This window comes from Arcticibacter sp. (assembly GCF_045629565.1).
GTDB lineage: Bacteria > Bacteroidota > Bacteroidia > Sphingobacteriales > Sphingobacteriaceae > Arcticibacter.
Map to the genome: position 1 here is coordinate 59,766 of NZ_JAZQRL010000012.1, position 13,646 is coordinate 73,411.

At 40.6% G+C, this 13,646-nt stretch carries 13 protein-coding genes; 10 read left to right on the forward strand and 3 right to left on the reverse strand.

Going from position 1 to position 13,646, the window contains the following annotated elements; genetic code table 11:
* The first annotated feature begins 208 nt into the window (after positions 1 to 208).
* Genes spt through ACKI5J_RS01740 form a run of 9 tightly spaced genes read left to right on the forward strand, consistent with a single transcriptional unit; the run spans position 209 to position 10,549 of the window.
* On the forward strand, positions 209 to 1,411 hold the full coding sequence (spt, locus tag ACKI5J_RS01700) for a serine palmitoyltransferase (RefSeq protein ID WP_407425866.1): 1,203 nt from the start codon (positions 209 to 211) through the stop codon (positions 1,409 to 1,411).
* A 7-nt stretch (positions 1,412 to 1,418) separates the two neighbouring features.
* Complete coding sequence (locus ACKI5J_RS01705; RefSeq protein WP_407425868.1) at positions 1,419 to 2,540, forward strand: hypothetical protein; 1,122 nt, start codon at positions 1,419 to 1,421, stop codon at positions 2,538 to 2,540.
* Positions 2,537 to 3,535 (forward strand): NAD-dependent epimerase/dehydratase family protein, encoded by a 999-nt coding sequence (locus tag ACKI5J_RS01710; RefSeq protein WP_407425870.1) that lies wholly within the window; start codon positions 2,537 to 2,539, stop codon positions 3,533 to 3,535. Before ACKI5J_RS01705 ends, ACKI5J_RS01710 begins: the two co-directional genes overlap by 4 nt.
* A 36-nt stretch (positions 3,536 to 3,571) precedes the next feature.
* Positions 3,572 to 4,900, forward strand: coding sequence for an inositol-3-phosphate synthase (locus ACKI5J_RS01715; RefSeq protein WP_407425872.1), 1,329 nt, complete (start codon positions 3,572 to 3,574; stop codon positions 4,898 to 4,900).
* A 1-nt stretch (position 4,901) separates the two neighbouring features.
* Positions 4,902 to 5,348, forward strand: coding sequence for a phosphatidylglycerophosphatase A (locus tag ACKI5J_RS01720; RefSeq protein ID WP_407425874.1), 447 nt, complete (start codon positions 4,902 to 4,904; stop codon positions 5,346 to 5,348).
* Positions 5,349 to 5,353: 5 nt separating this feature from the next.
* Positions 5,354 to 5,731 carry a GtrA family protein gene (locus ACKI5J_RS01725; protein ID WP_407425876.1) on the forward strand — a complete coding sequence of 126 codons (378 nt, stop codon included), beginning with the start codon at positions 5,354 to 5,356 and terminating at the stop codon, positions 5,729 to 5,731.
* Entirely contained in the window at positions 5,728 to 8,289 is a 2,562-nt protein-coding gene (locus ACKI5J_RS01730) for a DUF5686 family protein (RefSeq protein WP_407425878.1), read from the forward strand. The genes ACKI5J_RS01725 and ACKI5J_RS01730 overlap by 4 nt, the downstream gene beginning before the upstream one ends.
* Positions 8,290 to 8,321: 32 nt before the next feature.
* Positions 8,322 to 9,638, forward strand: coding sequence for a DUF4833 domain-containing protein (locus ACKI5J_RS01735; RefSeq protein WP_407425880.1), 1,317 nt, complete (start codon positions 8,322 to 8,324; stop codon positions 9,636 to 9,638).
* Positions 9,638 to 10,549, forward strand: a complete 912-nt coding sequence (locus ACKI5J_RS01740) for a phosphatase PAP2 family protein (RefSeq protein WP_407425882.1) — start codon at positions 9,638 to 9,640, stop codon at positions 10,547 to 10,549. The genes ACKI5J_RS01735 and ACKI5J_RS01740 overlap by 1 nt, the downstream gene beginning before the upstream one ends.
* On the opposite strand, the gene ACKI5J_RS01745 is transcribed toward ACKI5J_RS01740, so the two are convergent.
* Both ACKI5J_RS01745 and corA read right to left on the reverse strand, forming a co-directional pair.
* Positions 10,518 to 10,916 (reverse strand): response regulator, encoded by a 399-nt coding sequence (locus tag ACKI5J_RS01745; RefSeq protein ID WP_407425884.1) that lies wholly within the window; start codon positions 10,914 to 10,916, stop codon positions 10,518 to 10,520. The two genes, ACKI5J_RS01740 and ACKI5J_RS01745, sit on opposite strands and share 32 nt — an antisense overlap.
* A 69-nt stretch (positions 10,917 to 10,985) precedes the next feature.
* On the reverse strand, positions 10,986 to 11,939 hold the full coding sequence (gene corA, locus ACKI5J_RS01750; RefSeq protein WP_407425886.1) for a magnesium/cobalt transporter CorA: 954 nt from the start codon (positions 11,937 to 11,939) through the stop codon (positions 10,986 to 10,988).
* Positions 11,940 to 11,978: 39 nt separating this feature from the next.
* Between corA and ACKI5J_RS01755 the strand changes: the two genes are divergently transcribed.
* Positions 11,979 to 12,944, forward strand: coding sequence for a TIGR01212 family radical SAM protein (locus ACKI5J_RS01755; protein ID WP_407425888.1), 966 nt, complete (start codon positions 11,979 to 11,981; stop codon positions 12,942 to 12,944).
* Here ACKI5J_RS01755 and ACKI5J_RS01760 read toward each other — a convergent pair.
* Positions 12,941 to 13,405, reverse strand: coding sequence for an SRPBCC family protein (locus ACKI5J_RS01760; RefSeq protein WP_407425890.1), 465 nt, complete (start codon positions 13,403 to 13,405; stop codon positions 12,941 to 12,943). The genes ACKI5J_RS01755 and ACKI5J_RS01760 overlap by 4 nt on opposite strands.
* Positions 13,406 to 13,646: the final 241 nt, after the last annotated feature.

Sequence of the window (13,646 nt, forward strand, 5' to 3'; positions counted from 1 at the left end):
ATATGGATATATATTGTAACATATTGTGTATTTTGCCCTGCTTTCGGCCTAGCGTGCGGACGAATTTCTTCCAATGTATGATTAATCAGTCGATTTAACGTAAATTTGACCTTTTAATGTATATAGTCAAGAATGACAAAAAATACGAAATAAAATAGAATAATCACATAAATGAATTTTACTTTTACAAAAAATTAACTTCACCTTAATGCGTAAAAAATTACATGATCGGGTTCTTTCTTTTACAGAAGCATTAGAGATTAAAAGAAAGGGGTTGTATCCATATTTTAGGCCTATTGAATCCGGCCAGGATACAATGGTGTTTATAGATGGTAGGGAAGTTCTGATGTTCGGTTCCAATTCATATCTGGGTCTGACAAATCATCCTAAAATCAAAGAGGCTGCAAAGGAAGCAATTGATAAATACGGCACAGGGTGTGCCGGTTCCCGTTTTCTCAACGGAACTCTTGATATTCATCTTGAGTTAGAGCGTCGTCTGGCGTCTTATGTGGGAAAGGAGTCTGCTGTGATTTTCAGTACAGGTTTCCAGGTCAATTTGGGAGTACTATCGTGTGTCACAAACCGAAATGATTATCTCATTTTGGACGAGTACGATCATGCCTCGATTATCGACGGGAGCAGGTTATCCTTTTCAAGGACGATTAAGTATGCTCATAATGATATGAACGACTTGAGAGCCAAGCTGAGCTTGTTGCCTGAAGAAGCAGCAAAAGTTATTGCTGTTGATGGTATTTTCAGTATGGAAGGTGATATCGTGAAGTTGCCTGAAATAGTTGATCTTGCCAATGAGTTTGGTGCGAACATCTTTGTTGATGATGCGCATAGTTTGGGCGTTATCGGCGTAAAAGGTGCAGGTACGGCTTCGCACTTCAACCTGACGAATGAGGTTGATCTGATCATGGGTACATTTAGTAAATCTTTGGCTTCTCTGGGCGGATTTATTGCCGCGGATGAAGATACAATTGACTATATAAAGCATCGGGCACGTTCGCTCTTGTTCAGCGCGAGCATGACTCCAGCCTCTGTAGCCAGTGTGATAGCTGCGCTTGATATTATAGAAAGTGAGCCACAGATTATCGATAAACTTTGGGATAACACACATTATGCAAAGAAATTGCTGTTGGACGCAGGCTTTGACCTGGGGCCAACGGAAAGTCCTATTCTTCCGATTTTTGTGCGGGACAATGATAAGACGTTCCAGGTAACCAACGATCTTTTACAGGATGGTGTTTTTGTTAATCCCGTTGTATCTCCAGCTGTTCCTTCGGATTCATCTCTTTTGAGATTTTCGCTTATGTCTTCTCATACGTTTGATCAGATTGATGAGGCAGTAGAAAAGTTAACGCGCGCATTTAAGAAGCGAGACATTTTTGCGGACTTAAAAAGCTAGGATACAAATGAAAGTGCTCGCGCTGGAAGGTCAGAAGAACCTAGGAACTTTTATAGACTTTCCACATGACCTTTATAGGGAGGACCGCAATTACGTTCCTGAACTTTATATTGCTCAACGAGATATGCTGACGCCGGGTAAGCATCCTTTTCATGAACATTCGAAAGTCCAGTTATTTCTGGCTTATGACGATAATGATAAGGTCTGTGGAAGAATTGCGGCTATTTTAAATAACAACCATAACGCATATAATCAATCCACCGACGGTTTTTTTGGCTTTTTTGACTGTGTGAATAAACAGTCAGTAGCTGACTCCTTGTTTGCAGCAGCCGAGAAATGGCTTAAGGACCAAGGGGCAAACACAGCAATTGGTCCCGTCAACTTTTCTACAAATGAGACGTGTGGTCTTCTGATATCGGGGTTCGATTCGCCTCCCGTTGTAATGATGCCATACAATTTTCCTTATTATCTTGATTTGATCATTGGAGCCGGATATGGTAAAAAAGTAGATCTTCTTGCTTACGACGTTCCCTATGCGACGCATAATGATCGCTCAGTCAGGCTTCTCGATACCCTACAGGAGAGGCTAAGAAGAAGTGATATTATTATCCGGAAAATTAACGTAAAAGATTTTAAAAACGAGGCAGCGAAGCTCCGCGAGGTATATAATGCGGCATGGGACGAGAACCTGGGTTTTGTTCCTATGACAGAGAGGGAATTTGATCATATGGCAAAGGACTTAAAGCTTGTTTTGAATCCGGAATTCTGCCTTGTTGCGGAGCAAGGGGATAAATTTGTGGGCTTTGTACTTGGCTTGCCAGATCTAAACCAGGTCCTCAGAAAAGTTAAAAGAGGACGCTTGTTACCTTTTGGAATATTTAAAATTTTATTTGGCCTGAAGAAGATAGACTGGCTTCGTGTACTTACGCTCGGTGTGATCAGCGATTACCGAAAACTCGGTATTGAGGCATGTCTCTATGGCCTTATAATAAAGAATTCAGTAGCTAACAACGTGAAGGGAGCTGAATGTTCGTGGATGCTTGAAGATAACTACCTGATGAATAATGCCATTGAAGCAATTAATGGCACTGTTTCAAAGAGATACCGGCTTTTTCAAAAAACGATATGAAAAAGAAGATCCTAATCACGGGAGCGTCGGGTTTTGTTGGTTCTCATCTTGTAGAAGCTGCAGTGAAAGAAGGCTTTGATGTTTTTGCAGCTATCAGGTCTTCCAGTAACATTAAGCATCTGGAATCTTTGCCGGTAACCTGGGTTACTCTCAGTATGTCTGATGTGAAGAAGCTTACGGACGAACTGGCAGAACAGCGTTATGACTTTATCATTCATTGTGCCGGATCGACTAAGGCAAAGACGGAAGGTGATTATAATTATGTGAATGCTGAATTGTCGCGTAATCTCGCAACAGCTGCGCTAGATTCTGGAATAGCTTTGAAGAAGTTCGTTTTTGTAAGTAGTCTTGCAGCTTTGGGGCCCATAGCTTATGCTGAGCCTCATTCTATAAGTGCGGATCATCCGGCAGCGCCAGTAACTGGATATGGAAAGAGTAAATTGTTGGCGGAGCACTATTTAAGGAAAATAGAGGGGCTCCCATTGGTCATTGTGCGCCCAACGGCTGTCTACGGTCCGCGTGAGAAAGATATTTTTATTATTCTTAAGACGATAAATTCCGGATTAGAACCATATATCGGCAGAAAGCCTCAGAAGCTCAGCTTTATATATGTTAAGGACCTAGTCAAGGTTCTTCTATCGGTGCTACGCGATGAGGTTGCCCCTGGCCGCGAATATAATGCATCAGATGGACAGGTATATTCAAAGTATGAGCTTGCCGAAATTATGAAAGGCATCACGCGGAGAAGGACTTACAAATTTCATATTCCGATTCCGCTGGTTAGTGTAATCGCATCACTATTGGAACTGGTTTACTCTTTTCGCACGGACAGTCCCGCTTTGAACAAGGAGAAAATTAACGAACTTAATGCGGAAAACTGGGCATGTTCAATAAAAGAATTGGAACAAGATCTTGGATTTATAGCAGATTATCCACTTGCACGAGGACTAGCGGAAACGATAAATTGGTACAAGGAGAATAAGTGGCTGACTTAAAATGAATCTACTTTAACAATAATTAAATCACAAAAAATGAAAGAACAAGTAAAACCTGCGAACGGAAAGCTTGGAATTCTGATTCCAGGCTTAGGAGCAGTGGCGACTACTTTTATTGCTGGTGTTGAGGCGGTAAAAAAAGGCATCGCACAACCTATCGGATCGCTCACCCAGATGGGCAACATTCGCATTGGAAAAAGAACTGAGAACAAGAATCCAAAGATCAAAGATTTCGTCCCTTTGGCGGATCTTAATGATATTGCTTTTGGTGGCTGGGATGTATACGAAGATAACGTATACGTAGCGGCGTCTAAGGCTAAGGTTCTTGACGCCGATTTGTTAAACGCAATCAAGCCTGAGCTGGAAGCCCTGATTCCGATGAAAGCGGCCTTTGACAAGCGTTTTGTGAAAAATTTGGACGGGACGCACATCAAATCTTTCACTACTAAAGCGGATTTGGCTCAACAAGTCATAGAAGACATTAGAAACTTCAAAGCTGAAAATAATTGTGAACGCTTAGTGATGGTTTGGTGCGGTTCTACTGAGATCTTCCAGGAAGTTACTGACGTTCATCAGACTCTGGAAGCTTTCGAAGCGGGGCTTCTTGCGAATCATCCCGATATTTCTCCGAGCATGATCTATGCCTATGCAGCTTTGAAAGAAGGTGTGCCTTATGCTAACGGAGCTCCAAATCTGACTGTTGATACTCCGGCTTTACTGGAACTTGCAGCGCTGACTGAAACGCCTATTGCCGGAAAGGATTTTAAAACTGGGCAGACATTGATGAAAACCATAGTAGCTCCAGGATTAAGTGCAAGAGCTCTTGGCGTTCGCGGCTGGTTCTCAACTAACATTTTGGGCAACAGGGATGGTCTTGTATTGGACGATCCGGATAACTTCAAAACGAAGGAAGTTTCTAAGCTGAGCGTGTTGGATGAGATCTTTAGACCAGAGAATAATCCGGAACTATATGCTGATATGTACCACAAGGTTCGTATTAACTACTATCCTCCACACGGAGACAATAAGGAGAGCTGGGACAATATCGATATCTTCGGATGGTTAGGCTATCCTATGCAGATCAAGATCAATTTCCTGTGCAGGGATTCTATCTTGGCTGCTCCGATTGTGCTTGACCTGGCATTGTTCATGGATCTGTCCAAACGTGCCGGCATGACAGGAATTCAGGAATGGCTATCATTTTATTTGAAGTCGCCTCAGACAGCTGAAGGTCTTCGTGCAGAACATGATATCTTTAAGCAGTTAATTAAGTTACAGAATACACTTCGTCATATGATGGGAGAGGATCTTATTACTCATCTTGGGCTTGATTACTATCAGGACTTAGTGGATTCTATTCAGTAAAATGCATAAATTAATTTCCACAAGTCTGGGTATCGGATACATTAAAGGTGGTGGTACAATAGCATCGGCTTTTTGTTGTCTCTGTATATATTATACGCGGGCTTGTGGAATTAATACCCCTTGGATATCTATATTGATAGCGCTTGCTCTTTTTGCTGTTGGGGTTTACTCTGCCGGCAAGGTGGAGCAATATTGGGGAAAAGATAATTATCGGGTTGTAATTGATGAAATAGCTGGCATGTACATCACCATGATGTTTATACCCATATCTGTCTCTACTATAATCGCAGGATTTCTTCTTTTTCGTCTTTTTGATATCTTGAAGCCCTTTTTTATCCGAAGGCTAGAAAAACTGCCAGGTGGAATCGGAGTGATGATGGATGACGTTCTGGCAGGGGTTTACGCCAATCTTGCCCTCCAAGTAGCTATATTTGTAAGTCTTCTGTAAAATCAATGTTCAAATTAATAAAAGCTCAGGTTGCCTCATTAACTGGCACAGCAATTGACTTTTTAACCACAATAGTCAGTGTGGAACTTTTTAATCTCTGGTATGTAACGGCGAACATCGCCGGAAACGTATTGGGAGGTATAACGAATTTTGCATTGGGTAGGATATGGGTGTTTCAGGCCCGTGGCGAAAAGGTACATTTACAAGCTTTTAAATATATAATAGTTTGGATAGGAAACATTGCACTGAATACTTCCGGTGTATTTGCTTTGACTCATTTTATGAGCCTTTCATATATATATAGCAAAGTTATTGTATCAGTAGTAGTAGGCATTGGCTGGAACTATTTTTTACAAAAATATTTTGTTTTTAAACAATCGTGAATTTAAACATCGGGTCAATCCAAATCAGCTTTTTAACTTTCCTGCTTGTGTTTCTCGGATACAAATCTTTTGCCCAGACCACTGAAGTAAAAGGCACTGTAATAGATGCAAGAACGAAAGAAACCTTACCTTTTGTCAGTATAACTGTTCCCGGGACGAAACTGGGTACTACAACAGATGTAGACGGTAATTTTTTTCTAAAGCTGAATGGTAACTTTCAGCGGATAGTAATTACCTATGTTGGGTATGTTTCGCAAACCAGGGTCATCACTCCAGGGGTTCCGCAGACGGTAAAAGTCTTGTTGAAGGCAGATGCGAATGTGTTGTCGGAAGTAGTTGTGAAATCCGGGAGACGGAAGAAGTACAGGAATAAAAATAATCCAGCTGTTGAGCTCATCGAAAAGGTTATTGCAAACAAGGATAAGAACCGTGTTGAAGGTTACGATTATGCAGAATACGAAAAGTATGAAAAGCTAACATTTGCCCTCAGTGACCTCTCAGATAGGTTTAAGGAGAAGAAATTTTTTAAGAACTACCAGTTTTTATTTCAAAAGCAAGATTCTACAGCTATAGGGGGAGAAAGCATACTGCCATTATATATGGAAGAAAAGCTATCAAAGAACTACTATAAAAGGAATCCATCAAGAACGAAGACCAAGGTGCTCGCCACTAAGAAGGTTGACTTCGATCCGAAATATATCGATGCGCAAGGTGTAAGTGCTTATATGAACCGGATGTATCAGGATATTGATATTTATGATAACAACGTTTTCGTTGTGAGTAACCAGTTTCTGAGTCCGATCGCTCCAAGTGCGCCATCTTTTTACCTGTATTTTATAACGGACACTATTTATAAGGATAATCAACAGCTGATCGAACTGAGTTTTGCTCCGCGTAATAAGGGAGATATGCTTTTTCAGGGTAAGTTATATATTACGCAGGACGGAAAATATGCAGTAAAAAATGCGCAGATCAGCGTCCATAAGAATATCAATCTAAATTTTATACGAGATTTTGAGTCTAACCTTGATTTTGATAAGGATCAGAAGGGTTTGTATTATTTAAGTAAGACTAATCTGAAGATTAATTTTGGTATTTCAAAGAATAAGGGTACGGGGGTATACGGCGAGCGCACGGTATCTTTTAAAGATTATGTGTTAAACAGGCCAATCGACGATAGTGTGTTTGATGGCCCTATGGAAGAGATTGTGCAGCAGGCACCGGGCAACCCGGATCAATTCTGGCAAGAGAAGCGGCATGAGCAGCTGGCGGAGAGTGAGCAAGGTATATATCGCAATATTGACAGTTTGCAAAACATGAAGTCTTTTAAGAGGACGGCTGAAATAGCGACACTACTCCTGGCAGGTTATAAGTCGCTTGGGCCAGTAGAAATTGGACCGGCAAATACCTTTTATAGCTTTAACCCGGTGGAAGGGTTCAGGTTAAGACTTGGTGGACGAACTACTACGGAGCTTAGTAAGCGTTATTATTTCGAAGGTTACGGAGCATATGGCTTCAAAGATGAAAAGTGGAAGTATTTTCTGAGTGCTACTTATTCACTTAATAACAAGTCTATTTATCAGTTTCCTCAGAATTATCTTAGAGCTAGTTTTCAACGCGATACCAAGATTCCAGGACAGGAATTACAGTTTGTGCAGGAAGATAACTTTCTATTGTCTTTCAAGCGGGGTGAAAATGACAAGTGGTTATATAACGATATATTCAAATTGGATTATGTAAAGGAATTCGAGAATCATTTCTCTTATACTGTCGGTTTTAGAAAGTGGAACCAAAAGCCGGCCGGTTCGTTGCGCTTTGAAACGTTTGAAGACGGACTGCTACGTCCTTTGAAGGATCTTAACACCAGTGAATTGATGCTGGAACTCCGGTGGGCGCCGAACGAGAAGTTTTACCAAGGGAAACTGTATCGCGTGCCGGTTCCAGGCCCTGAACCTGTGTTTACTGCACGTTATACTGCCGGAATAAAAGGCCTTTTCGACGGCCAGTACAACTATCATAACCTACTTGGAAATGTATCTAAACGTTTCTATCTGTCTCAAGTGGGTTATTCAGATGTCACCCTGGAAGGTGGCCATATATTTGGTCAGGTTCCTTTTCCTTTACTAGCTATCCATAGGGCGAATCAAACGTATGCTTATCAACTTAATTCTTACAACCTGATGAACTTTTTGGAGTTTGTGAGCGACCACTATGCCAGTCTAAACATTGACCATAGCTTTAACGGATTCTTCCTAAATAAAATCCCGCTTATTAGAAAGCTTAAGTTACGTGAGGTTGTAAGCTTTAAAGGTCTTTACGGTGGGTTAAGAGATGAAAATGATCCATACCTTAATCAATCGCTGATGACTTTTCCAACCAACGAAAGTGCGGTAAGAACTACCTATACACTTGAAAAGCGGCCTTATATTGAAGGTAGCGTAGGGCTGTCGAATATCTTCAAGGTTTTAAGAGTGGATCTTGTGAAGCGTTTTAATTATCTTGATAATCCGGATGTTTCAGAATGGGGAATAAGAACACGCTTTAAATTGGATTTCTAAGCTTACATTTGCGTTACTAAATATTAAGAAATATGTCTTTTGAGTCTGTCAGGACGAGCCTCCAAATGGGGATTTATAAAGTGATCAATCCTTTTGTCAGGTTACTGATCAAGTTGGGATTGACTCCTAATGCTGTAACAACGATCGGTTTGGCCCTTAACATCGGGGTAGCGGTGATTTTCATTTTGGGAGCAGAAAAAGGTAATCGTGGAGATTTGCATTTCGTTGGATGGGCCGGTGCTCTGGTTTTGTTTGCAGGTGTTTTTGATATGCTGGACGGACAAGTTGCCCGCCTTGGAAATATGAAGTCGACGTTTGGAGCGATGTACGATTCGGTTCTTGACCGTTATAGTGAGCTAATACTTTTTCTGGGAATCTGTTATTATCTGATATCTCACCATTACTTCTTAAGCTCTTTGTTTGCGTTTATCGCGATGATAGGCTCCATGATGGTAAGTTATACACGTGCGAGGGCAGAAGGTTTAGGTGTTGAGTGTAAGGGCGGAGTGATGCAACGACCGGAAAGAGTTGTGCTTATAGGAGTGAGTGCGATTGTGTGCGGCATCAGTTCGAATTTTATTGGAGGCGATTACAAGCTTTATATTCCAGGCTTCCCATTACAGGTATTTGAGACCATATCGATTTTTACTGTTCCTATTACCGTGATGGCTATTATGACTAACCTTACCGCCTTCCGAAGGTTGGCCGACTCCAAGAAGGCCCTTGATCTGATGGATGCTCAGGCTAAAGTTGCGGGAAAAGATAATTCGAGGGCAGCATTGGGAATCGTATTTGTTTTATTTGCGTCCTTTGCGTTTCCTTCCGTAGTATTATCTTCCGTTAGATCAACAACGAATGAGCGTCCGGAGGTTGTTGAGACTTCTACACCAGGTTTCCCGGTGCCAAACGTCAGTAATCAACTTTTCTATCTTCAACGCGATCCTAATGCAAATACTATAGTATGTCAGCTGAATCTTGACAGCGAAGGTAAGCCGAACCAAAAGACTCCCATAAATGTTTTTTGGATTCGTTATGCGGAGGGAGGTAAGCGTACTGAGCTAAACTTTGTTCAGCGGAAGTTTGCATACGGGATGACATCCAAGCAGATCAGCGCAGACAAACATGAGTTAAAGTTTGTTTCATACGGTAAGTACCCGATGTATCTCATGAGGGGCAAGGATAAAAAATATCACGTATTTTCTAAGGTTGCGAATAGGCAAGCGATTTTGAACAGTATCTATGTGCATATAGATGGAGGTACGTTCTGGGTGCCAAATATTGTTTATGTTGAGTTTAAAGCAACTGATCCTGATACGGGGGAACAGTTGACGGAGCGCATTAAAGTATAATGATCGATTTACGAAAACATAACCTGACGGTGTCGGGTTTGTCACTGTTCTACCTCATCCTCTCTTACTGTCTTATAGGTTTTAAATCTGAACAGGTTTTTTTGGTAGTTCTGTTTAATATGATGTTTTATATATCTGATCTCAGCAGGCGGGTTATACTCGGGTTTTCTATTTTTATCGTCTACTGGATTATATTTGATTATATGAAGGCATTTCCGAACTATCTTTTTAATGATGTAGATATTGCGGGGATATACCATTTGGAGAGAAAGCTGTTTGGTGTGAATTATCATGGAAATCTGTTAAGTCCGAATGAATTTTTCTATATAGAAAGACGGACATTTCTGGACATTCTTTCAGGGATATTCTATTTGACTTGGGTGCCGGTTCCATTGCTTTTTGCACTTTATCTTTTTTTCAATAATAGGGAGCAGTTTCTCCACTTTTCTTTGACTTTTCTATTAATCAATATTCTTGGATTTGTTGTTTATTATATTCACCCTGCTGCACCGCCCTGGTATGTTCAGGAGTTTGGGTTCGAATTCAATCCAGTGACGCTTGGAAATACTGCCGGCTTAGCACGTTTTGACAGCTATTTTGGTGTGGATATTTTCAAGTCTATTTACGCTAAGAGCTCAAACGTTTTTGCTGCAATGCCATCCTTGCATTCATCCTACCCGGTACTTGTAGTATTTTATGGAGTTAAAAACAAACTAGGGGCCATAAATATCCTATTTGGATTTATAATGATGGGTATTTGGTTCGCCGCTGTGTATTCAGGGCATCACTACGTTCTTGACGTTCTGGCAGGTGTAGTTTGTGCGATGGCAGGCATAGCGATGTTTAGCTGTTTGTTAAAGCTCAGGGTCGTTCAGCGGTTTATTCAGAGCCTGTTGCGGGCCACTCAATAGGGACATCTTCTGTAGCTATAAGTTTCCTGATATTTTCCTTAGACAGAGGTTTGTTCAAAAACGCTTTTACGTTCTCGTAAGACTGTGCCGTCATTTTGTCCTCAGGATTAATTGATGAGGAGAGGATGATTATATCTATGCTGACATGATTTTCTTTCAATCCACTCAGAAAGTCCCAGGCATTCATGACTGGCATATTAATATCCAAAAGTACAAGTTTGTTCGTTGTATGATCCTTTACGTAGTCAAAGGCTTTAACCGGATCTGTGAAAGCGGTAAGTAGCTGATCTGGCTTTGCTGATCGGATCAGGACGGTATGAATCCTATTTACTAATGGTTCGTCGTCAATTAAAATTATTTCTTTCACGATAAGGTGTTAAGCAGTCTAGATATTAGCAACGTAGGTTCAAAGAAATTGTTATACGATTCTACGAAATTAAAGCCAGTTTTTCTTTTTAAAGTAGATAAGGGTAAACAAAGATGATGCGATCATCAGTAAAATAGCAATTACATAACCCCATCGCCACGAGAGTTCTGGCATAAACTGGAAGTTCATTCCGTAAATGCTGGCTATAAGTGTTGGAGGCATGAAGGCAACTGTCGCAACAGTAAATATTTTAATGATGCGGTTTTGTTCAATGTTTACAAAACCCATAAACGTGTCTTGCAGATATTCCAGCCTTTCAAAAGCGAACTTGTTATGCTCGAGGATTGAACTTATATCCTTAATCATAATGCGGAGTACGGCCATATATTCCTCAGGAAACGTGCTGCTTTTTAGCAGCGCAGACGTGAGGCGCTGTTTGTCGATGATGTTTTCCCTTAAAGACATAGACTCATTTTGAAAAGAGGAAATTTGAATCAGGACTTCTTCATCAGACTTCTTTTGTCTCAATATCATTTCCTGATTTAGATTGGCAATTTTGCGTGCAAGTCCTTCGATTAGATCTGCGTCATGATCTATAGACGACTCAAGAAGAGTTAAGAGAACCTGATATCCGTTTGTAAAAGGCACCGGACTACTCTTGATTTTCTTCACCGAATCGCTGAATGCCTTAAGGTCATCATACCGATAAGTAAACAGAATGCCTTTCTCTACAATAATGGAGACAGGACAGTATTCGTATCCGGTCGGTTTTATGGAAAGAAAATTGCTATTGATCACCAATTCGTCCTGAACCTCACTAAATCGCGAGGAACTCTCTATTTCTTGAGATTCTTCTTCAGACGAATATTTTATGTCAAAATAGGTTTCGACTGTCACTTTTTCTTCAATGGTCGGGTTCTGAAGATCGACCCATACCATACTATTCATTGAGATATCTCGCAGATCCTCCAGGTCTGTCTCTTTTACCAGTCTTTTGTCTTTTTTGTAGTAGATACGCAGCATAGTCAAAGTTACAATATCATATTCATTATCTTTGTACCGATGGACAAGCTGAAGACGGTAGATTACGGATTTAAGAACTATAATTCATATGGAGCATATCTTAAAAAGAAATATGCGGGTGAAAAGGTAGTGAAGATTATAGTAGACGGGGGATTCACTTGTCCGAATCGGGACGGAAGCAAGGGATACGGTGGCTGCTCCTATTGTAACGTCGATTCCTTCACCCCTGAAACAACAAGGAAATCCCCAGGGATACGTAAGCAGATAGAAAATAATATTGAGAGGGCCGTGACTGGCTATAAAGCTGACAAGTTCATTGTCTATTTTCAACCTAATACGAACACTTATGCTCCTGCCCATTATCTTAAGATGATGTATGACGAAGCGTTGGATGCCTGCCCTCCTGGCAAGGTAGTAGGTCTTTCGATAGGCACCCGTCCTGATTGTATAGACGCAGAAAAGGTTGCGTTGTTAGAGAGTTATGTGGCCAGGGGCTTGCATGTCGATCTCGAAATGGGAATGGAATCCATTTATAATTCCACGCTAAGTCGAATTAATCGTGGTTGTACTCACGAGGAGCTGGAGAGCGCACTTGATTTGGTAAAAGATTCTCCTCTTGATATATGTGTTCATACCGTTTTTGGATTTCCTTGGGAAACAAAGGAAATGATGCTTCGATATGCAGACGAAATTAATCGATTTCCGCAGATCAAGTTTGTTAAGTTGCATCAGTTATATGTGGTAGAAGGGTCTATTATGGGTGTCCAGTATAAAAGAGAACCGTTTAAACTGTTTTCGCTTGAAGAATATGCTGATTTCCTTGCTGAGTTTATTCCTTTGCTTCGGCCGGATATTGTAATTCAACGACTGTTTGGTATTTCTGACCTTGAGTTGCTTATCGCGCCGAATTGGGGATTGAAGAAATCGGGAATTCAGACGTTTATTGATAAACACTTGGAAAGTAAAAATGTCGCACAAGGAGCGTTATATACTCCTGATAATTAATATTCTCCAAAGATTTCCTGGATTTTGCCATGCCGGAAGCTGAATATTTCTAGGATACGCTTCTTTACTATTAAACTATTTGCTATTCTGCCGACCGGACCCAAAGGTACGGCATAGTTGAGAATATCAATCATTTCAACTCCGAGATCTGTTATTCGGAAATGGTGCTGGTGGTGCCAAAAGGCAAAGGGTCCCGAACGCTGTTCATCTACAAAGTATTTGTAGGGTTCTATATAGGTGATTTCCGTCAACCAATTCATTCGAATCCCAAACAGAGGTGTGATTTCATATCCGATCAAAATTCCGGGATAGATTTTTTCTCTACCACTCAACTCGCTCGTTATTTTAAATCCCATAGACGGGGTTATAGTCGCCAGATTTCGCGGGGACGAGAAGAAGTCCCATGTTTTTTCTATTGATATCGGAAGATTTTGACTAAATGTCAGTGTATAAACTTTCATTTCCAAGTAACAATCAACACTTGTAATCGTTCTGGCATATTTCTCTTGATTAGAAATGTGATGTTTTTATATATTTCTTTTTTTGTTTGTTTTGATTGTCGTAAAATATGCGGTCTTAGGGTGTTTTTTAATGCTATCGTCGATATTTACTGGTCTTTTGTTCTAATTTTTTATAAAAAACATCAAATTAATTACGAATAGTCTAAATTTTTCCTATTTTTATTTTAAAATCAACACATAA

Coding starts and splice junctions, on each gene's coding strand:
- ACKI5J_RS01760 (WP_407425890.1), bottom strand. CDS start 13,405: ATGAAAGTTTATACACTGACATTTAGTCAAAATCTTCCGATATCAATA.
- ACKI5J_RS01725 (WP_407425876.1), top strand. CDS start 5,354: ATGTTCAAATTAATAAAAGCTCAGGTTGCCTCATTAACTGGCACAGCA.
- spt (WP_407425866.1), top strand. CDS start 209: ATGCGTAAAAAATTACATGATCGGGTTCTTTCTTTTACAGAAGCATTA.
- corA (WP_407425886.1), bottom strand. CDS start 11,939: ATGCTGCGTATCTACTACAAAAAAGACAAAAGACTGGTAAAAGAGACA.
- ACKI5J_RS01755 (WP_407425888.1), top strand. CDS start 11,979: ATGGACAAGCTGAAGACGGTAGATTACGGATTTAAGAACTATAATTCA.
- ACKI5J_RS01710 (WP_407425870.1), top strand. CDS start 2,537: ATGAAAAAGAAGATCCTAATCACGGGAGCGTCGGGTTTTGTTGGTTCT.
- ACKI5J_RS01705 (WP_407425868.1), top strand. CDS start 1,419: ATGAAAGTGCTCGCGCTGGAAGGTCAGAAGAACCTAGGAACTTTTATA.
- ACKI5J_RS01720 (WP_407425874.1), top strand. CDS start 4,902: ATGCATAAATTAATTTCCACAAGTCTGGGTATCGGATACATTAAAGGT.
- ACKI5J_RS01715 (WP_407425872.1), top strand. CDS start 3,572: ATGAAAGAACAAGTAAAACCTGCGAACGGAAAGCTTGGAATTCTGATT.
- ACKI5J_RS01740 (WP_407425882.1), top strand. CDS start 9,638: ATGATCGATTTACGAAAACATAACCTGACGGTGTCGGGTTTGTCACTG.
- ACKI5J_RS01735 (WP_407425880.1), top strand. CDS start 8,322: ATGTCTTTTGAGTCTGTCAGGACGAGCCTCCAAATGGGGATTTATAAA.